Source organism: Alkalimonas sp. NCh-2 (assembly GCF_039631345.1).
In the GTDB taxonomy this organism is placed as follows: Bacteria; Pseudomonadota; Gammaproteobacteria; order Enterobacterales; family Alteromonadaceae; genus Alkalimonas; species Alkalimonas mucilaginosa.
Map to the genome: position 1 here is coordinate 714,870 of NZ_JBDIUV010000001.1, position 18,825 is coordinate 733,694.

At 54.1% G+C, this 18,825-nt stretch carries 15 protein-coding genes; 9 read left to right on the forward strand and 6 right to left on the reverse strand.

Annotated elements, in window-relative coordinates; translation table 11 throughout:
• Nucleotides 1-20: 20 nt before the first annotated feature.
• On the forward strand, nucleotides 21-1,043 hold the full coding sequence (locus tag ABC502_RS03460) for an aspartate carbamoyltransferase (protein WP_345914886.1): 1,023 nt from the start codon (nucleotides 21-23) through the stop codon (nucleotides 1,041-1,043).
• A gap of 16 nt (nucleotides 1,044-1,059) precedes the next feature.
• A complete protein-coding gene (gene hemL, locus ABC502_RS03465) occupies nucleotides 1,060-2,349 on the forward strand; it encodes a glutamate-1-semialdehyde 2,1-aminomutase (protein WP_345914887.1) in 1,290 nt (429 codons plus the stop codon).
• Here hemL and ABC502_RS03470 read toward each other — a convergent pair.
• The 6 genes from ABC502_RS03470 to pepB all read right to left on the reverse strand — a co-directional run bounded on the left by ABC502_RS03470 (nucleotide 2,346) and on the right by pepB (nucleotide 13,165).
• On the reverse strand, nucleotides 2,346-4,427 hold the full coding sequence (locus ABC502_RS03470; protein ID WP_345914888.1) for a winged helix-turn-helix domain-containing protein: 2,082 nt from the start codon (nucleotides 4,425-4,427) through the stop codon (nucleotides 2,346-2,348). The genes hemL and ABC502_RS03470 overlap by 4 nt on opposite strands.
• A 79-nt stretch (nucleotides 4,428-4,506) precedes the next feature.
• Nucleotides 4,507-4,785 carry a hypothetical protein gene (locus tag ABC502_RS03475; protein ID WP_345914889.1) on the reverse strand — a complete coding sequence of 93 codons (279 nt, stop codon included), beginning with the start codon at nucleotides 4,783-4,785 and terminating at the stop codon, nucleotides 4,507-4,509.
• A gap of 89 nt (nucleotides 4,786-4,874) precedes the next feature.
• Entirely contained in the window at nucleotides 4,875-7,028 is a 2,154-nt protein-coding gene (locus ABC502_RS03480) for a winged helix-turn-helix domain-containing protein (protein WP_345914890.1), read from the reverse strand.
• A 146-nt stretch (nucleotides 7,029-7,174) separates the two neighbouring features.
• On the reverse strand, nucleotides 7,175-9,277 hold the full coding sequence (gene mrcB / locus ABC502_RS03485) for a penicillin-binding protein 1B (RefSeq protein ID WP_345914891.1): 2,103 nt from the start codon (nucleotides 9,275-9,277) through the stop codon (nucleotides 7,175-7,177).
• Nucleotides 9,278-9,342: 65 nt separating this feature from the next.
• The gene (gene hrpB / locus ABC502_RS03490) at nucleotides 9,343-11,790 is read right to left on the reverse strand and encodes an ATP-dependent helicase HrpB (protein WP_345914892.1); all 2,448 of its coding nucleotides are present in this window, start codon (nucleotides 11,788-11,790) and stop codon (nucleotides 9,343-9,345) included.
• 79 nt (nucleotides 11,791-11,869) lie between these two features.
• Nucleotides 11,870-13,165, reverse strand: coding sequence for an aminopeptidase PepB (pepB, locus tag ABC502_RS03495; protein ID WP_345914893.1), 1,296 nt, complete (start codon nucleotides 13,163-13,165; stop codon nucleotides 11,870-11,872).
• 221 nt (nucleotides 13,166-13,386) lie between these two features.
• Between pepB and dksA the strand changes: the two genes are divergently transcribed.
• The 7 genes from dksA to cutA all read left to right on the forward strand — a co-directional run bounded on the left by dksA (nucleotide 13,387) and on the right by cutA (nucleotide 18,800).
• Nucleotides 13,387-13,836 (forward strand): RNA polymerase-binding protein DksA, encoded by a 450-nt coding sequence (gene dksA / locus ABC502_RS03500; protein ID WP_330086687.1) that lies wholly within the window; start codon nucleotides 13,387-13,389, stop codon nucleotides 13,834-13,836.
• A gap of 1 nt (nucleotide 13,837) precedes the next feature.
• Entirely contained in the window at nucleotides 13,838-14,731 is an 894-nt protein-coding gene (gene gluQRS, locus ABC502_RS03505; RefSeq protein ID WP_345914894.1) for a tRNA glutamyl-Q(34) synthetase GluQRS, read from the forward strand.
• A 199-nt stretch (nucleotides 14,732-14,930) separates the two neighbouring features.
• Complete coding sequence (gene pcnB, locus ABC502_RS03510; protein WP_345914895.1) at nucleotides 14,931-16,265, forward strand: polynucleotide adenylyltransferase PcnB; 1,335 nt, start codon at nucleotides 14,931-14,933, stop codon at nucleotides 16,263-16,265.
• A complete protein-coding gene (gene folK, locus ABC502_RS03515) occupies nucleotides 16,262-16,771 on the forward strand; it encodes a 2-amino-4-hydroxy-6-hydroxymethyldihydropteridine diphosphokinase (protein WP_345914896.1) in 510 nt (169 codons plus the stop codon). The genes pcnB and folK overlap by 4 nt, the downstream gene beginning before the upstream one ends.
• Nucleotides 16,772-16,844: 73 nt before the next feature.
• The gene (gene panB / locus ABC502_RS03520; RefSeq protein ID WP_345914897.1) at nucleotides 16,845-17,639 is read left to right on the forward strand and encodes a 3-methyl-2-oxobutanoate hydroxymethyltransferase; all 795 of its coding nucleotides are present in this window, start codon (nucleotides 16,845-16,847) and stop codon (nucleotides 17,637-17,639) included.
• A gap of 3 nt (nucleotides 17,640-17,642) precedes the next feature.
• On the forward strand, nucleotides 17,643-18,485 hold the full coding sequence (gene panC, locus ABC502_RS03525; RefSeq protein WP_330086682.1) for a pantoate--beta-alanine ligase: 843 nt from the start codon (nucleotides 17,643-17,645) through the stop codon (nucleotides 18,483-18,485).
• Nucleotides 18,486-18,800, forward strand: a complete 315-nt coding sequence (cutA, locus tag ABC502_RS03530) for a divalent-cation tolerance protein CutA (RefSeq protein ID WP_345914898.1) — start codon at nucleotides 18,486-18,488, stop codon at nucleotides 18,798-18,800.
• Nucleotides 18,801-18,825: the final 25 nt, after the last annotated feature.

Consider the following 18,825-nt stretch of genomic DNA (forward strand, 5'->3'; position numbering starts at 1 on the left):
CAAGTCACAGGCAGCAGCATATGAGCTTTAAAGGCCAGCATATTCTTTCCGTCAGTCAGTTTGACCGCGATCGCATTCAACAGGTGTTTCAGGTAGCCCGTGGCATGGAGCCCTATGCCAGCCGGAAAAAGCGTACCAAGGTGCTGGACGGTGCTATTTTGGGCAATTTATTTTTTGAACCCAGCACCCGGACCCGGGTTAGTTTTGGCTGTGCTTTTAATTTGCTGGGTGGTGAAGTGCGGGAAACCACCGGCATGGAAAGCTCGGCATTGGCCAAAGGCGAGTCACTGTATGATACCGCCCGGGTGCTTAGCAGCTACAGCGATGTGATTGCGATGCGTCACCCGCAGTCCGGCTCGGTGGCTGAATTTGCCGAAGGCAGCCGTGTGCCGGTGTTAAATGGTGGCGATGGTGCCAATGAGCACCCAACCCAGGCCCTGCTCGACCTCTTTACCATTGAAAAAGAACTGGCCGCCAGTGGCCAGAGCATTGATGGCATGCACATTGCGATGGTGGGCGATCTCAAATTTGGCCGCACCGTGCACTCACTGGCCAAACTATTGTGCCTGTACAAAAACATTCGTTTCACCCTGATTTCCCCGCAGGAACTGGCGATGCCCGATAGCGTAGTCAGTGCCATCGAAAACGCTGGTCACAGCATTGAATTCAGCGATGCACTGGAAGGCAAGCTGGCCGCCGATATTGTCTACCAAACCCGGGTGCAGGAAGAGCGCTTTGCCAGCAAAGACGAAGCCAATTTGTACCGTGGCAAGTTCCGGCTGAATCAGGATATTTACACCAGGCATTGCAAATCCAACACCGTCATTATGCATCCGCTGCCACGCGACTCGCGGCTGGATGCCAATGAGCTTGATAACGATCTGAATCTGAACCCTAATCTGGCCATTTTCCGCCAGGCCGATAATGGCGTGGTGATCCGGATGGCGCTTTTTGCCTTAACACTCGGTGTTGAACACCTGGTTAGCAAGTACGAGTGCGATGTACCCTGGTACAGCAACAAATCCTCCCTTTCTCCGCTTTAATGTCCAAGGACCCAGCATGAACAACTCAAAGCAATTGTTTGAACGCGCCCAACACACCATTCCCGGCGGTGTTAACTCACCGGTACGGGCTTTTAAAAGTGTGGGCGGCACCCCGGTTTTTATTGAAAAAGCCGATGGTCCCTATATTTTTGATGTCGATGGCAAACGTTACATCGATTACATTGGCTCCTGGGGCCCAATGTTACTGGGCCACAATCACCCGGCCATTCGCCAGGCAGTGCAGCAGGCGGCTGAAAATGGTTTAAGCTTCGGCGCGCCCTGTCCGGCAGAAGTCGACATGGCCGAGCTGGTCAGTCAATTAGTGCCCAGCATGGAGATGGTCCGTTTTGTCAGCTCTGGCACCGAAGCCACCATGAGCGCCATCCGACTGGCACGTGGCTATACCGGCCGCGATACCATTTTAAAATTTGAAGGCTGCTACCACGGCCATGCCGACTCCTTGCTGGTCAAAGCCGGCTCTGGCGCTTTGACGCTGGGGGTACCCAACTCACCCGGTGTTCCTGCCGACTTTGCCAAATATACCCTCACCGCTGAGTTTAATAATTTACCGCAGCTTGAAGCCATTTTTGCCGAGCGTGGACAAGACATCGCCTGCATCATCGTCGAGCCGGTGGCAGGCAATATGAACTGCATTCCACCAGCACCAGGCTTTTTAGAAGGCTTAAGAGCGCTGTGCGATCAGTACGGCAGCGTGCTGATTTTTGATGAAGTCATGACGGGCTTCCGGGTGGCCTTAGGGGGGGCTCAGGCGGTGTATGGCGTGCAACCGGATTTAACTACTTTAGGTAAAATCATCGGTGGCGGCATGCCCGTGGGTGCTTTTGGCGGCAAGCGCGCCATTATGCAACACATAGCACCAACCGGGCCGGTGTATCAAGCGGGGACTTTATCGGGTAACCCGCTGGCCATGGCTGCCGGTTTGGCTGCCCTCAACGCCATCCGCCAGCCGGGGGTGTATGAAGCGTTGACGGAGAAAACCAGCCAGTTGATCGCCGGTATCAAGGCCGCCGCCGACAAACATGGCGTGCCCTTGGCGACCACTCAGGTTGGCGGCATGTTTGGCCTGTTTTTTACCAAAGAGCAAGCCATCAGTAATTTCGCTCAGGCCACCCAGTGCGATATCGAAGCATTCAAGCAGTTCTTTCATCTGATGCTGAACGAAGGTGTTTACCTGGCACCTTCAGCCTATGAGGCAGGCTTCTTATCACTGGCGCACAGCGAGGCCGATCTGGCCGCGACCATAGCTGCAGCCGATCGCAGCTTTGCCAAACTAGCAGCGAGCTAAGGCGCTCGCTCTGGCAGCAAGCGGACAATATCGCTGTCTTGCTGCCGGTTTTGTTGCAAAAGCCAGTTTCGTCCAGACTTATCGCTATAGATGGCGGTAGGGTTTTGCGCTGCTGGCAATAAGAATTGCTCCAACTGCCCATGCCAGTGCCAAACAACCAAAAGCATCCTGGAGCTATCCAGCCAGGCAATGCCCTGGTCATTGGTTAACCAAAGGCCTGCCTGGCTGATATCGACCGGAAAACCTGGCAGTTCAAGTGACCTCAGCCCCCCCTCTTGATGCCATAACTGCAACAAAGGTGAGCTGTCCCGCCGTAACACCAGCCCATCCTCAGCGCAGCGCACATCAATGACATCATCCAACAGGTGCTCTACACTGTTTGAAGCCATGCGGTACAGTTGCCACCCCTGTTCACCAAACTCTGTCCAGTACAGCTGTTGCCTGCAGACTTCAATCTGAGCCGGCTTAATTCCATGAGGCAATAAGGTATGCAAATTGCCAGTTGTAACATCAACCTGGAACAATTGATTATTGATGAGAGCCAACAACTGCTGACGATACCAAAGTAACTGCTGAACTTGTTGAGCTTCGGTAAGTTGGGTTAGCTGTTGGAGCTGCTGACGTCTGGCCAGCCAGATTTGCTCATGGCCAGAGCGTTTCGACACAAAAGCAGTTTGTTGCTCGGAAATTGCAGCCAAGCGCTCACTTCGATTGGAAGCAAACCAACGTTGCAGCGACAAATCTGTATCACCAACCGCTAGTTGCCATAAGTCACTAACTGGCTCAGCACCTGCCACTGCCAGGACCTGCTCATTCGCAAAAACAACATCCGTCAAATCGGCAGACAAAGGTCCCAAGGAATCACCAGGTTTGCCACTGGCTGCGACTTTCTGCAAAGGCTGCTGCGGCAAGCCTAACCAAAGCTGTCTTTGATCTTTAAAGAGTTCAGTGAATACTTGCGGGTAATGCGCCAGTACAACCCAACTGCCATCATCTGGCTGGATCTGGATTAATTTTGTCTGCGAAAAACTCACCTGTACCAAAGCATACAAATACTGCTGATGCCGCACCAACCGATGAACTTGCAAGGCCTTGATAGGCTCTGACAATACGGCCTCTTTCGTATAACGGGCCTGTGCAGTATCCCGGCTACGCCACAGCTGGAATTGCGCCTGATGCCCTGGTTGAAGATCCAGCCAGTACAAGACGTTATCCACCACAGCTAAACCATGACGGATCCAGCGTTCACAGGGCATAAACCCGTCAGGCTCTCCAAAGTCAGGAAAGACCTGTTGTTGATAAATAGCACACTTTGCATCCGTCACTGCACTGAAAAAGATACTGTCGTTGTGCCAGGCTGCTTTTCCTAAGGCATTATAACTGTATGGTGAATAAAGCAGACTGCTGCGCTGCTCAGACTGAATCACCCAGCGCCAATTCTTCTGATCAACAGGCTGATGCTGGTACAACAAAAAGCTGTGCTGAGGATGCCATTTTGGCAGTTGCTCGCGTCCATTCAATGCACTTACTGGCTCTAAGCGGGTATACACTGTCTGGCCAGCCCCAAGCGTCAAGTAAGTGAGGCCATACGCGATTATGCCGCAACTCAGCAGCAAGGAGAGCACCGCAACCAACAGAAAATGACGATGGCGCGGCCGGCCTGCTTCTGCAAATCTATCGTCGTTCGAGTAGATAGTGTCCAGCCGATACCCCGCACCAGAGCGCCTCGCCCGCGAGCTGGTCAGCGGCTCCACATCAGCCAACCAACAATAGCCTTTTTTGGGAATGGTAGAAATAAACTGTGGTGACTGGGTGGTATCTGCCAACTCTTTACGCAAAGCACCCACAGCCCGCATCACTGCAGCATCGGTGCCTTCACCGGCGGGCCAGACATCAGCGATCAATTGGTTTTTGGATAACAACTGGCCAGGATGCAGTAAAAAATAATTCAGCAGCTTTTGCAGCCGAGGCTCCAGCGTGATGGCTTCTGATTCATCCGCAGCCGCAAGCCAAAGCTTGCCAAGAGTGGCGCGGTAGTGCCAGGGTCCAAATTGAACCAGCGGTTCCAGATTTGACAAAACTATCCGTCCTTACGCATGGGTATGGACGGATTATAACGGAAACCGGCAAAATTTCAGGTACCTAATTGTTACAGAGTTATGCAACAGCGGCAGATCCGGCAGGCTGATCAGGATCTTTGCACACTGGGAACCAGTGACAAGCATAGAGTGAGTCTTGATCAAACTCATTCACAACAGGCTCTTCCAACTGAACAGGCTGCTTATAATCAGGATCTTTGCAAACAGGAAACCAATGACATGCCAACATAGTATCAGCTTCAGGTTGTGCAAACTTAACCAGATCAATATGACTGGCGATAACAGAAGTACCTAGGATGACAGTAGCGGCAGCAATTGTAGTTAATAGGTGTTTCATGGGTAAGCCCTCAGTAGTAATTGATGATCCAACACCTTCAGGCTGACAGAAAAAACATGAAATAACTCGATGAAATTCTTATAAAAAACCTATAAATTTTGCTGCTTTACAGAAATTTCGGCAATATCCGTGTCTCCTCCCGCCATGGATGGCACATAAAAGTAACGGCCATCGGCACTTAAACTAAATTGATCAAAATACAGTGTGTCTACAGTTGTTGCTGGCTGTATTTCAGTATTGGAGAAATCCAGGTAATACAACTGATATTTGTTGTCCTCCAGATAACTGGAGAAATAAAGCCCCTGATTGGTAATAATAAAGCGCAGCGGTAATCGCCCTGGTTCGGCTAACTCCAACTTTATTGCCGGCTCAGCATCTACTGCCAGAAAATAACCATGATCCACACTGTTACGCCAGAACTGATAACGTCCATTTGGGCTTTCCAGATAGAGTTCACGCTCTGGGTGAAAGAGTTGTACCGGAAGCGAGGCATTCAGATCGGCTTGCATCATTTGCCATTGCCCTTGCCTTGCCACCGCAAAAAAAACGTGCTGGCCATCCCTGCTCCAGCTGGGGTTAGCAATGGTATCAAAGCCTTTCGTTGGTATACGTCGGGGTTCAGCTCCTTCAGCAAGTATCCATAACTGCTGGCTAATCAAGGCCAACAGGTTACGCCCGTCGGGTGAAAAACGTAAATCACTGAAACGTTCATTTTCGGTAAAGTGCGTCAGTTGCTCCTGACTACCATCGGCTTTAAATAACCAGACCTGGGATACACCAGAGCGACGTGACACCACAGCCACTGGACCATCCTGTAAAGGGCTGGCCTCGGCAAAGGATTCGCTACGGTTGGAGCTAAAAACAATTTGACGACTTTGCTCCGCTTGGGGGCGAATAACTTCATTAGGCACTTTGACAATATTTAGCTGCGAAAAAGCACCGACGCTTGCCAGTAGCCTGCCTGAAGCACTGATTTGAAGTTCGCGTGCATTATTATCGGTATAGGCCAGCAAACGGGTCTGGCCAGTCGCAACATCCACAGCCCCTAACGAAGCCCGTCCGGTTGGATAAATAATCTCCTGATCGTTTAAACTCCAATCTATGTTGCCTGGCAAAAAATCCTGCAAGCGAACCAACATTCGGGTAGAGCGGCTGGATAAATCCAATACCCAGAGCTCAGCCGAGCCGGAGGCATAGCGCAAAAACGCCAACCGGCTACCATCACGTGAAAAGCGTGCGGCGTAATCACCAAAACCAGAGGCGGGCGGTGCTGTTAATATCTGGGGCTGCCCCCCCTGCACCGGGTACAACACCAGTGCCATCTGTCCCTGCCCTTCTTCTCTGGATGGGTACACCAGAAAGCGGCCATCGGGGGACCAGCTCAGCCGTGCTGAGATAGATTGAGCTCCACATCGGGTGAGCAACTCATCGGCAAGGACCTGATCACGTCCGGCAGTTAAGGTGAGTAAGCGAATTTCACATAAACGGCCGGATATGGTTCTTTGATAAGCCAACTGCATCCCATCCGGGCTCCAGGCAGCGCCAAAGCTACTGTATGGTGCATCGGTTAAAGTGGTAACCTGATGATTTTGTAAGTTCTGTATTTTTAGCTTCACTACATTATCGCTTGGACTACTGGCATAACTAAAAGCCAACAGCTTTTCATCCGGAGAAATGCTGTGATAAAACTCAATACCATCAAGAAAAGTCACCGGCTCGTAGCGCCACAACGGTGTTGCCGCCAGTTCATCATGCTCTGGATTGCTTGCCCACCAAAAATAGCCTGCCAGCAACAACGGCAATAAGATAAAACCAGCAAGATAGATGCGCGCCCGCCAGGCTGCGTAGGTGTTTGTCGGCGGTGATGCCTGTTGTGCAGCGGGCCTGGCTGCTGCATGGCTGCTTATTAATGGCTCTGCAGAGACTTGTTCAATAGCTGCCACCAATCGATAACCACGCTTAGGCACAGTTTCGATGTAGGTTGGTGTGCGGCTATCATCACCCAATGCCACGCGTAAAACCCGAATCACCCGGGTAATGCGACCATCCGATACTGCCCGAATACCCCAGACCTTTTCCAGTAGCTCGTCCTTGCTGACCAGTTCACCGGCATGCACCATCAGATAATTCATCACATTCTGACAAAGATTATCCAGTTCGGCTGTTTCCAGTAACTGACCAGTGGCATCCAGTTTCACCAGTTTATCGCGCTCTGGTAAGTACCACCAGTCGCCAACTTTCATTCGATGTTCTGGTTTTATTGACATGGTCGGTTCACAAACTCTCTGCTGCTAACGTCAAAGTTGAAGCAACATTATCAGCTGAAAACTCTAAGAATAACAAGTATCTTACACAATCAGTATCATCACGGCCTCCAGCCCCTTGTAAATCAGGGGCTCGCAGCCTTCTGCAAGCGATAAAAGTGCCGGGTGAGCTGCAAAGCCCCGGAACCTCCTGTCAAACCAGTAGAGATATTATCATCCCGCCCCAGCCATACTGTGATCACATTAGCGTCATCCATAGCCACAAACCAGCTATCACGGTAATCACTGGAAGTACCGGTTTTCCCGGCCAGATGCGGAAAATGTTGCCCCAACGAGCGGGCGGTCCCCCGTTGCACGCTTTGCTGCATCGCATCGTACAGTAACGAGGTAGCCTCTTCACTGTAGCGCCTGATCGGTGCTGGCTGGTGTTGATACAACACAGTGCCTTGCTGGTCGGTTACCACCGCAATACTGGCCAACGTTTGATGTACGCCATGATTGGCCAGTGTTTGATAAAGTTGTGTGACTTCCAGCGGAGATAGCTCAATGGCGCCTAGCAGAGCCGCCGGGTGCAAGGTAATACGGCGCTGCAGGCCCAGCCTGCTAAGGGCAGCCGCGACTTGCGGCATGCCAAGTTGCAGACCCAACCGTACCATGGGCACATTGTAGGAGTACACCAGGGTATCCAGTAAGGTCACTTCACCACGAAACGTCTGATCAAAGTTCTGTGGCTGCCAATCCTGTTGATTGCTGCGCAGTTGAATGGGCGCATCCAGCAAAGTAGTCTGTAAATCAAAACGCTCCGGCTGCGCCAGGGCTTCGATCGCAATCACCGGCTTAATCAGGCTGCCGATTTGCCGTCTGGCATCAAGCGCTCTGTTGTAACCGGCGTAGCGCGGATCGCGCCCTCCCACCATGGCTGTTAAGCCTCCTTGCTGGTAATTTGCCAGCACCACCGCCGTTTCAATGGCCGGATCCAATCCCTGCATCCTGCTGGCAACCGCTTGTTCAGCCTGTTGCTGCAGCACAGGGTCAAAATACGTGAAGATCCGCAAACCACTTTGTTGCAGGGTTTTATCCTGCAACTGACTGCGAAGCTCCTGCCGCACCTTCGCTAAGTAAGCAGGATAACGATCCGCCTGGTGCTGACCGCGGGCTACTAAAGCTATCGGCTCTTCCAAAGCCTCACGATAGGCTTGCTGATCCAGCATATGCTGTTCGAACATCAACCGCAGCACCAGATCGCGCCTCCGCTGTGCCCGCTCCGGATTGCGCCTGGGATCGTAAAAAGACGGCCCTTTGATCAAACCAACCAGGAGTGCGGTTTCGGCCGCTGTCAGTTCATTCAGCGGTTTGGCAAAATAAAAGCGACTGCCCAGGCCAAAGCCATGCACCGGGTGGGCAAAGTTCTGCCCGATGTACACTTCGTTGATGTAGGCTTCTAAGATCTCATCTTTACTGAAACGCAGCTCCAGAATCAGTGCCATCAGGGCTTCATTGATTTTGCGCCATAAGGTTCTGTCCTGGGTCAGGTACATGTTCTTCGCCAACTGCTGGGTTAAGGTGGAGCCGCCCTGCACCGTACGCCCAGCCGTCAGATTTACCAAAAAAGCACGCAGAATAGCCAGTGGAGCCACACCGCGATGGCGGTAAAAATCACGATCTTCCACCAGCAGCAGCGTATCACGCAACAAAGGTGAGACTTGCTCCAGCCGCAGTAGCTCACGATCTTCCTGCTGTGCAGAAATCAGGTGCTCAATCAACGGGGCTTCCAACCGGGCTATGCCAGGCGCTGCTGCATTTGCCGGGCTCGACCACTGAATACGCTCGATCCGCTGCTGGCGGAACTGCACCACAAAGCGCTCGGCTGGCGCATAGCCATCGGCGAAATAAAATTCACGCCGGTAAATATCCACCGCTTGATTGGCCAGGCGGAACTGGCCCGGGCCAGTGATTTCTGACACCCGACGGTACTGCAGTAGCTCCAGCTCCTGTACCAGAGCACCCAGGGCCAGTGGCTGTCCTTGCTGCAGTTGCAGGCTGCGGCCAAATACCTGGGCCGGTACCTGCCACTTCTGGCCCTGGAAACTTTGGGTTACTTTGCTGTCCAGATAGAGCAAATAAATAGCTGCCACGGCCAGCAGGGCCAGGCCCAGTTTTAACATGGTCCAGCCCAGATACCGCAGCATCTCAGCTGGCGGTGGTAACTTCTGCTTCAGAGCATTCATTTTTTGGCTACTGGTTTTCTGGATGCTGTTTTTTTTTGTACTGTTTTTGTTTGTACTTGGCCGCGTCATAGACTCATCGCTTTGGTAGTTCTGGTGGTGGGCATCGCTTGCGCCGGATCCTCCGGCCAGTAGTGTTTTGGATAGCGCCCTTTCATTTCTTTACGCACTTCCCGGTACGCATTTTGCCAAAAGCTGGCCAAATCGGCGGTACGCTGTAAAGGACGGCGCGCTGGGGATAATAACTCCAGTGTCAGTGGCAGCTTGCCATTAGCCAGTACCGGCGTTTGCAACTGACCAAAGACTTCCTGCATGCGCACGGCAACCAAAGGTCCACCATCGGCCAGATAATCAATCGCCAGGCGACTGCCGGTCGGTGCCTGCCAATGGGTTGGCACAAAGCTGGCCAATTGCTGCTGCGCCGTATAATCCAGCCGGCTTTGCAGCGCTTGCAGCACTGGTAGCTGCTTGAGTTGCTGCAGGCTCTGACAATCGAGCAGCCAGGGCCCCAGCCACTCATCGAGGCTTGCCAGCAACTCATCCGCTTGCCAGCCCGGCGCGCCATGCTCGGGGGCCAGTTGCTGCCAAAGACGAAGCCGAGCCAGCCATTGCTCACTGGCTGCACTCCAGGGCAATACCGCTAAACCACGCTGTTGGATGTAATCCAGCCAGGCCTCACGTCGCTGCTCGCTGCTTAGTGCCTGCGGCGCAGGTTTGCGCTCTAAAATGCAGGCACCAAAACGGCGTTGCTGCTCGCTGATGAAGCGGCCGCTTTGTGCATCAAAGGCACTGTGCAGCTGCCAACTGAGCTCATCGACGAAGTACTGCTGCAAGGTCTGCAGTGACAAGCGCTCGGCCAGGCGAATAAGCAGGCCCTGGTTGGTAAGCTGTATACTTGCCACCAGCAGCAAAGGCTCTGTGGCTAAAGCATGCTCTGGCGGCAGCACCGCCCCGGCGCCATTGGCCAGCAAATAGCCTTTACCGCGCTTGACCGCCACCCGATCTGGATAGGCAAAGCACAACAACGGCACCAGTAAGTCCTGGGGCAGAGCGCCGCCAGGCTGGCCTTTGAGCTGACGACACCACTGCTCTGCCTGCTGGTAAGCCGCCGAGTGTTTTTGCTGGTGCAGCCGCTGCAACTGCCCCCAAAGCGGGCTATCGTCCCGGCTTTGTTCCAGCAGCACAGCCAATAGCGCCGCCAACCAGAGTGCGCGCTGCTCACCTTGTCGCTCCAGCTCTTCAGCCCGGCACATCATGGCCGCCAGCCGTGGCTCGGTGCCGAGGCTAAGCATACGCTGTCCCAGTGGCGTGATTTTAAGAGCACCTGATAAAGCACCCAGTTGTTGCAATAGGGCCTCCGCCACTGCCAGATGCGCCTTAGGCGGCGGGTCCAGCCAAAATAACTCATCAGCTTGCACACCCCAACCGGCCAGCTCCAGCCGCAATGCTGTCAGCTCGGCTTCCAGTACATCCGGCGGGGTAAAACTGGCGCGGCGCTGCCACTGGCTCTCGCTATCCAGCCGTACGCAAAGGCCGGGCGATAATCGCCCGGCCCGGCCGGCCCGCTGAATGGCCGAGGCTTTGCTAATGGCTGCGGTTTCCAGTTTCATCACCCCATGTTTCGGATAAAAACGCACCTTGCGGTACAGGCCACTGTCCACCACCAGACGGATGCCATCGATGGTTAAACTGGTTTCCGCGACATTGGTGGCCAGCACCACTTTGCGCTGACCTTGCGGGCAAGCGGCAATCGCCGCCTGCTGCTGTTGCAGCGTTAAACTGCCAAGCAGTGGGTGAACCTGCACTGAATCCGGCAGGCCTTGCTGCAGCAACCAGTCATGCGCTAACCGGATCTCGGCTTGGCCTGGCAAAAACGCCAACAAGCTTCCTTCTTCCTGCTGCAGCAATTGAAAGCAAAGCCGTGCCAGTTGCTGCCAGATAGGCTGGCGATCCGGGGTCTGGTAGCGAATGCTGACCGGATAACTGCGGCCTTCACTTTGTAGCACGGGCGCATTCAGTGCTTTGGCCAACTGCCCGGTATCCAGCGTGGCTGACATGATTAACAGCTTTAGATCCTCACGCAGTTGCTGCGCTTCCAAGCTGAGCGCCAGCGCCAGATCGGCCTGCAAGGAGCGTTCGTGAAATTCATCAAAAATGACCAAGTCCCAAGCGGTTAGCTCAGGATCCTGTTGAATAAAGCGGGTCAGCAGGCCTTCGGTCACGATCAATAACCGGGTGGCAGCACTGCTTTTACGCTCCAACCGAACCTGATAACCGACGGTTTGGCCAACGGCTTCGCCCAGTTGCGATGCCATGTAACTGGCAATACTTTTCGCAGCCAGCCGCCGTGGCTCCAGCAACAAAATGTTTTTACCGCTAAACTCAGGTTGCTGCAACAGATAAAGCGGCAGCCAGGTAGACTTGCCGGCACCCGGCGGCGCCGACAGGATCACCCGCTGCTGCTGACGCAGTGCAGTCACAAGTTCACCGGCTATAGCAGCAACAGGGAGTTCCATCGCAGTTCGGGTCTCATCGGGGTTAGGGTCCCTGCCACTCGCTGTGACAGGGACATCTTAAAGCGCTGGCTGACAGCACTCAGGCTTTACCGGCTTCCTGACGCAGGGTTTCTGCAATGGCGCGGATCCCCATACCGGTGGCACCGGCAGCCCACAGGCCGGTATTGCTGCTGTTAAAGGCAGCGGCTAAATCAAAGTGCAACCAGCCTTTGCCACCTTCGGGTACAAAACGGCTTAAAAAACCGGCTGCATTGCTGGCACCACCAGTGCCACCGCCTTTCACCGGCCGGCTGTTGGCGGTATCGGCATAAGGCGACGGGCACTGTCCCTGATGCCAGGGAGCCAGTGGCAAGGGCCAGGTTGGCTCCTGTACCTGCTCCGCATAACCAAGCGCCCGCTGCTGCAGAGCAGTATCGAGGGCAAAAAGTGCATTGTAATCATTACCCAGCGCCACCATAGCGGCTCCGGTCAAGGTAGCGGCATCAATAATCAAAGGAGCACCGGTCTCAGAGGCGTACAAGAGGCCATCGGCCAGCACCAGACGACCTTCGGCATCGGTGTTCAGAATCTCCACCGTGGTGCCATTTTTATAGGTCAGAATATCACCCAGCTTGTAAGCATGGCCGCTGATCAGATTTTCCGCGCAGCACAGCACCAACTGCACCCGGCGCGACAAGCCTTTTTGAATAGCCAGGCCGAGCGCCGCCGCGACCGTGGCCGCCCCACCCATATCGCATTTCATATAGGACATCGACTCGCTGGGTTTGATGGAATAACCACCACTGTCAAAGGTAATGCCTTTGCCAACCAGCACAGCATCAACAGGTGCATCGACCTTGCCGGTCGGATTGTAATCCAGTACCAGCATCACCGGCGGTCGCTCACTGCCACGGCCAACGCCATGAATACCAACCCAGCCTTCAGCCAGCAACTCATCGCCGCGAATGATGCGATGGCTAATCGCATCCGGGGCCAGCGGCGTTAAAAATGCGATGGCTTCATTGGCCAGAGCTTCAGGCGATAATTGCTCCGGTGTTTGATTGGTAACCTGACGGGCCCAACCAAAACAACTGGCCAGTTGCTGCAATTGGGTAGCATCCGCGCCTTGCCATTGCACGCCGGTCAGTTTTTTTGCCGAGGTAAAGCCCAGATAAAAAGCCCACTGCAGCTCCAGTGTCCAGCCTTCACCGCTTAGCTCTACCTGTTCAACACCCAGGCCATCAAGCTGGCGGGCGGCTTTTTGAATGCTTCGGGCCGGGAATTTGGCATCCAGATGAATCTGAAAACCTTCAGCCGTTGGCGTCAGGCTGACTTTTTTGCCCCACTTCTCAGCAGCGGCATCGGGTTGCAACGTAACACGAATCATATCCGTCATAAAAACTATCCTGTATCAGCGGAAGGGATAAAGTAACCAAGATTGTACCATGCTGCGACCAAAAGTCAGATCCATCAACATCGGTCCAGTTTCGGCAACGAAAACAGATGACGGGCGGATGTTCACTCTGTATACTTCTGCGTCTTTAATTTGCGATGTGCCTGATATTCTGTTATGAATATCCGCCATTTTTGCTTGGCTGTATTGTACAGGAGATGACTATGCCAGAGGGCAAAGCAAACAAACCGTTGGGGCTGCTCGCCTTAGCCGGAGTGGAGCCTTATCAGGAGGCTGTGGGCGAAGAGTACATGAACTCCAAGCAACGGGAGCATTTTCGGAAAATTCTGGATGCCTGGCGTCAGCAGTTGCGCGAAGAAGTGGATCGTACCAAGACCCACATGGCCGACGAAGCCGCCAACTTTCCGGATCCGGTCGACCGTGCTGCTCAGGAAGAAGAGTTCAGTCTGGAACTGCGCGCCCGCGATCGTGAGCGCAAGCTGCTGAAGAAAATTGAGAAAACACTGCAAAAAATCGAAGACGACGATTTTGGCTACTGCGACACCTGCGGTATTGAAATCGGTATCAAACGGCTGGAAGCGCGCCCAACCGCCGATATGTGCATCGATTGCAAAACCTTAGCAGAAATCAAGGAAAAGCAACTCGGCGGCTAAGATGCCAACGCTTGCCTCTCCTCCTGTGGGCCGGTTTGCTCCATCCCCGTCCGGCCCGCTGCATTTTGGTTCACTGGTAGCAGCACTTGCCAGTTACCTGCAGGTTAAATCCAACCAGGGTCAGTGGCTGGTTCGGATGGAAGATATTGATGAGCCCCGCAGCCAGGCTGGTGCCGCCGACAGCATTTTGCGCAGTCTGGAGCAGTTTGGTTTGCTGTGGGATGGTCCTATCTGGTACCAAAGCCAGCGCAAGGCCCGTTATCAGACAGTTTTTGACCAGCTGTACCAGCAGGGTTTGCTCTATGGCTGTGATTGCCCGCGCAAAGCCATTGCTGCCATGGGTGGCCTCTACAATGGCCATTGCCGTCAGCGCCAGCTTCATCCCAAACATCCAAAACCACTGGCCTGGCGCTTGTGCGGCTCCTCGATAGCTACTGAGTTTGACGATCTGGTGCTGGGTAAACAGCGACTGGAACCGGAGTTTTGCCAGGAAGACTACATCATCAAACGCCGGGACGGCCTTTTTGCCTACCAGTTGGTGGTGGTGGTCGATGATATGGATCAGGGCGTGACGGAAGTGATCCGTGGTGCTGATTTACTCAACATGACCACACGCCAGCAACGGTTGTTTGCCCAGCTTGGCGCCGCAGCCCCCGTTTATGGCCATATCCCACTGGCCAGCAGCAGCCCTGGCCATAAGCTCAGTAAGCAAAATCATGCGCCGGCACTGGATGCCAGCCAGGCGGTTCCCTTATTGCTGCAGGCCCTGCAGTATCTGGGGCAGCCGACACCCGCTGAGCTGGAATCCGCTTCCGTAGCTGAGCTGATTGCCTTTGCCGTCAATCACTGGCGCTTGGAACAGGTGCCCAAACAGACAGAAATCCTGCTCAATTGATAGAGTTGATGCGTTTTTATTGCACGGTTTGGAAAAAAATGCGGTAAAATAACAGCCTAAATGACTCAATGCTGCCAAGGCAGCCTTTAACACGATTCAGGAGCTTGCCATTATTTCCCGTGTGCTCGATTTTTGCCGGCGCAATCTGCGCAAAGGCGCAAAAGCTGAAAAACAAGCTGCTTTGGTTACCCATAGCGTTTTGCCTCCGCTTAAGCGGCTTAGCCGCGACCAACACCCGATTTCCCGCAAGCAAATAAGCCCCAATGCGCTGAAAGTATTGTACCGCTTAAAAGATGCCGGCTTTGAAGCCTATTTGGTTGGTGGTTGCATTCGCGACTTGATGCTGGGGCTGGAACCTAAAGATTTTGATGTGGCCACCAATGCCAAACCGGAAGAAGTCCGGCAGGTGTTTCGCAATTGCCGGCTGATTGGCCGGCGTTTCCGACTAGCGCATGTATTGTTTGGCCGCGAGGTGATTGAAGTTGCGACCTTCCGTGGTCATCACAGCCAGCCGGATGAAAATGAAGAAGGCCAGCATCAGTTGTCCAAAGCCAGCGAAGAAGGCCTGATCCTGCGTGATAATGTCTACGGCACCATCGAAGAAGATGCCGAGCGCCGCGATTTCACCATCAATGCGCTGTACTACTCGATCAACCACTTTGAAGTGCTGGATTTCGCCAATGGCATCGAGGCCATTGCCGAGCGTAAAATTGAGCTGATTGGCGATCCTGAAACCCGCTACCGGGAAGATCCGGTACGGATCCTGCGCGCCATCCGTTTTGCCACCAAGCTGAATATGCAGATAGCGCCAGCGACCGCCGAGCCTATTCCGCAGCTGGCGTCCTTGCTAAAAAGCATACCACCAGCCCGCTTGTTTGAAGAGTTCCTGAAGCTCTTTATGGCTGGCAAAGCCTTCGACAACTTTATGCTGATGAAGCAATACGGCATCATCAAGCAATTGCTGCCATCCTTACACAAAGCCATTGCCCAGGAGCCAGAAGGCAAAGTCTTCCAACTGGTTAGCCAGGCGCTGCAGGATACCGATCAACGGGTGGCCGATGAGAAACCGGTGACACCGGCGTTCTTATTTGCCGCCTTCTTGTGGTATCCGGTCGAGATCCGCAGTCAAACCTTGCAGCTGGAAAGCGGCCTGCCGCCAGTGGATGCACTCAATATTGCCATGGCTGAGATCTTAAGTGATCTGCAGCAACGCATTGCGCTGCCAAAACGCTTTAGCCTGGTGACCCGGGATATCTGGTCGCTGCAAAGCCGGTTGGCCCGTAGTCGCGGCAAGCGGGCACTGACTTTACTGCAACTGCCAAAATTCCGTGCCGGTTACGATTTCCTGCTGCTGCGGGCCAAAGCCGAAGGCGGCGACTTGCAACAACATGCCGACTGGTGGCAACGTTTTCAGCAGGAAAACGAGAGCGGACAGCAGCAAATGCTGCAACAAGCCGGCCCCGCCGCTGGCGAGAACAAACCGCGGCGTCGTCGCAATTACAAACGCAAGCGCAGCAGTCAGCCGAAACCATGAATGCTTTGGGTAAGCAACGTTGCTTTATTGGCCTGGGTGCCAATCTTAACAACCCTATGGGTCAGGTGCGTGCGGCCATCAGCTCGCTGGCTGGCGTGCCGGACAGTACCCTTGGCCGGGTATCCTCGCTTTATGGCTCCAAGCCCATGGGGCCGCAGGATCAGCCCGATTATGTCAATGCGGTGGCTGAACTCTATACGGAGCTGTCCCCATTGCAGTTGCTGGATGCCTTGCAGCAGATTGAACAGCAGCAAGGCCGGGTTCGCAAAGACGAGCGTTGGGGGCCCCGCACGCTGGACTTGGATCTGTTACTCTATGGCAATGAACAATGGCAATGCGAACGTCTGACAGTACCCCATTACGGCCTGGCCGAACGCGAGTTTGTGCTCTACCCTTTGCAGGAGATAGCCGCCGACTTGCAGTTACCGGATGGCCGCAGCATTAACGGCTTGTGTCAACAGGTACCGCACCGTGGGTTAGCGGTGGTGGCTCCGGCCCCCTGTTAAAACAGACTTGCAGCGCACCCCGCTTTATGACAAGGTGCGCAGCGGATTGATTGAAAGAGGTCAGAGCAGATAAATGGCTAAAATTACCACCGCCGTACTGCAAAAAATGAAACAGCAAGGCGATAAAATTACCTCCTTAACCGCCTACGATGCCAGCTTTGCCAAGCTGTTTGCCGATGAAGGCGTGGAAGTGCTGTTGATTGGCGACTCACTGGGTATGGTGCTGCAAGGCCATGGCGACACCCTGCCGGTCACGGTGCAGGACATCGCTTATCATACCCGCTGCGTGCGCGCTGGTGCGCCCGATGCCTTTGTCATTGCCGATCTGCCTTTTATGAGTTATGCCAGCACCGAGCAGGCCTTTGCCTCCGTTACCCCGCTGATGCAGGCAGGTGCCAATATGGTCAAACTCGAAGGCGGTGACTTTTTACTGCCTACCGTCAAAGCCCTGACCGAGCGCGGTGTGCCGGTGTGTGGTCACTTGGGTTTAACGCCGCAATCGGTGCACATATTCGGTGGTTACAAGGTGCAAGGCCGCAGCAACGAGCAAGCCGATGCCATGCTGCGTCAAGCCAAAGCACTGCAAGAGGCCGGAGCACAGTTGCTGGTCCTTGAATGCATCCCGGTCGAGCTGGCCAATCGCATTACCGCAGCACTTAGTATTCCGGTGATTGGTATTGGTGCAGGCTCCGGTACCGATGGTCAGGTGCTGGTGATGCACGACTTGCTTGGTATCAGCAGTGGCTACATACCAAAATTTTCGAAAAATTTTTTGCAGCAAACCGGTGAAATCCGCTCAGCCATCCGCCAGTTCGTGGCCGATGTCAAAAGCCAAAGCTTCCCAGCTGCCGAGCATACTTTCCAATAAACTATGAAGATCCTAACCACCATCGACAGCCTGCGGGCTGAGATTGCCAGCTGGCGTAAGGCTGGTGAGCGCATCGCCTTTGTCCCCACCATGGGCAACCTCCATCAGGGCCATTTGCGCCTGGTGGAAGTGGCGAAACAGCATGCTGAGCGGGTCATCGTTAGTATTTTCGTCAATCCAATGCAGTTTGGGGCCAATGAAGACCTGGACAGCTACCCACGTACGCTGGACGACGACTGCCAGGCACTGCAGCAGCTGCAGACCGATGCGGTCTTTACCCCAACACCAGAGCTGATTTACCCGCGCGGCTTAAGCGAGCAAACCTTTGTTGAAGTTCCAAAGTTGGGCGACCACCACTGCGGTGCCAGCCGGCCCGGGCATTTTCGCGGCGTATCCACTGTGGTCTGCAAGCTGTTTAATCTGGTGCAGCCGGATATCGCCTGCTTTGGGCAAAAAGATTACCAGCAACTGGCGATTATCCGTCAGATGGTGGAGGATTTGTCCTTTCCTATCAAGATTATTGGTGTGCCAACCGAGCGCGCAGCCGATGGTTTGGCGCTGAGCTCCCGCAATGGCTATCTAAGCGCAGAGCAACGCGCTCAGGCGCCGGTTATGCAACAGGTGCTGCAACAGGTGGCAACACGGATCAAAACGACCGATGCCGATTTTCGCAGCATCGAAACCGCGGCCAAGGCCCAGCTTAAAGCCGCCGGCTTTCAACCGGACTACCTGACCATCAGCGATCGCAGCAGCTTATTGCCAGCGGAACACCGGCAGCAACCCCTGGTGATCCTGGCCGCCGCCTGGCTCGGCAAAACCAAACTGCTGGACAATCTGGAGGTGTAAGTGGCTGAGTACTGCCTGGTGATGACAACCTGCCCTAATCAGCAGGAAGCCGATCAAATCACCGCAGCACTGCTGCAGCAACAGCTGGCGGCCTGCATTCAGCAGCAAGCCGTCAGCAGTCACTACGTCTGGCAAGGCAAGCTGGAACAAAGCAGCGAGATTCTGCTGCTGATCAAAACCACTGGCCACTGCTACCCGGCGCTGCAAGCCGAAATCTGTAAGCTGCACAGCTATGATACCCCAGAGATAATCCAACTGCCGATAGAAGCTGGCTTTGCCGATTACTTACAGTGGGTAAAAGATAGCTGCCGCTAAGTTTCCAATTGCGCCCAGCTCTAAA

What these genes read in the sequence shown, in the direction of transcription:
- ABC502_RS03460 (WP_345914886.1), top strand. Translation starts at nt 21, where the DNA reads ATGAGCTTTAAAGGCCAGCATATTCTTTCCGTCAGTCAGTTTGACCGC.
- hemL (WP_345914887.1), top strand. Translation starts at nt 1,060, where the DNA reads ATGAACAACTCAAAGCAATTGTTTGAACGCGCCCAACACACCATTCCC.
- ABC502_RS03475 (WP_345914889.1), bottom strand. Translation starts at nt 4,785, where the DNA reads ATGAAACACCTATTAACTACAATTGCTGCCGCTACTGTCATCCTAGGT.
- ABC502_RS03480 (WP_345914890.1), bottom strand. Translation starts at nt 7,028, where the DNA reads ATGAAAGTTGGCGACTGGTGGTACTTACCAGAGCGCGATAAACTGGTG.
- mrcB (WP_345914891.1), bottom strand. Translation starts at nt 9,277, where the DNA reads ATGAATGCTCTGAAGCAGAAGTTACCACCGCCAGCTGAGATGCTGCGG.
- hrpB (WP_345914892.1), bottom strand. Translation starts at nt 11,790, where the DNA reads ATGGAACTCCCTGTTGCTGCTATAGCCGGTGAACTTGTGACTGCACTG.
- pepB (WP_345914893.1), bottom strand. Translation starts at nt 13,165, where the DNA reads ATGACGGATATGATTCGTGTTACGTTGCAACCCGATGCCGCTGCTGAG.
- dksA (WP_330086687.1), top strand. Translation starts at nt 13,387, where the DNA reads ATGCCAGAGGGCAAAGCAAACAAACCGTTGGGGCTGCTCGCCTTAGCC.
- gluQRS (WP_345914894.1), top strand. Translation starts at nt 13,838, where the DNA reads ATGCCAACGCTTGCCTCTCCTCCTGTGGGCCGGTTTGCTCCATCCCCG.
- folK (WP_345914896.1), top strand. Translation starts at nt 16,262, where the DNA reads ATGAATGCTTTGGGTAAGCAACGTTGCTTTATTGGCCTGGGTGCCAAT.
- panB (WP_345914897.1), top strand. Translation starts at nt 16,845, where the DNA reads ATGGCTAAAATTACCACCGCCGTACTGCAAAAAATGAAACAGCAAGGC.
- panC (WP_330086682.1), top strand. Translation starts at nt 17,643, where the DNA reads ATGAAGATCCTAACCACCATCGACAGCCTGCGGGCTGAGATTGCCAGC.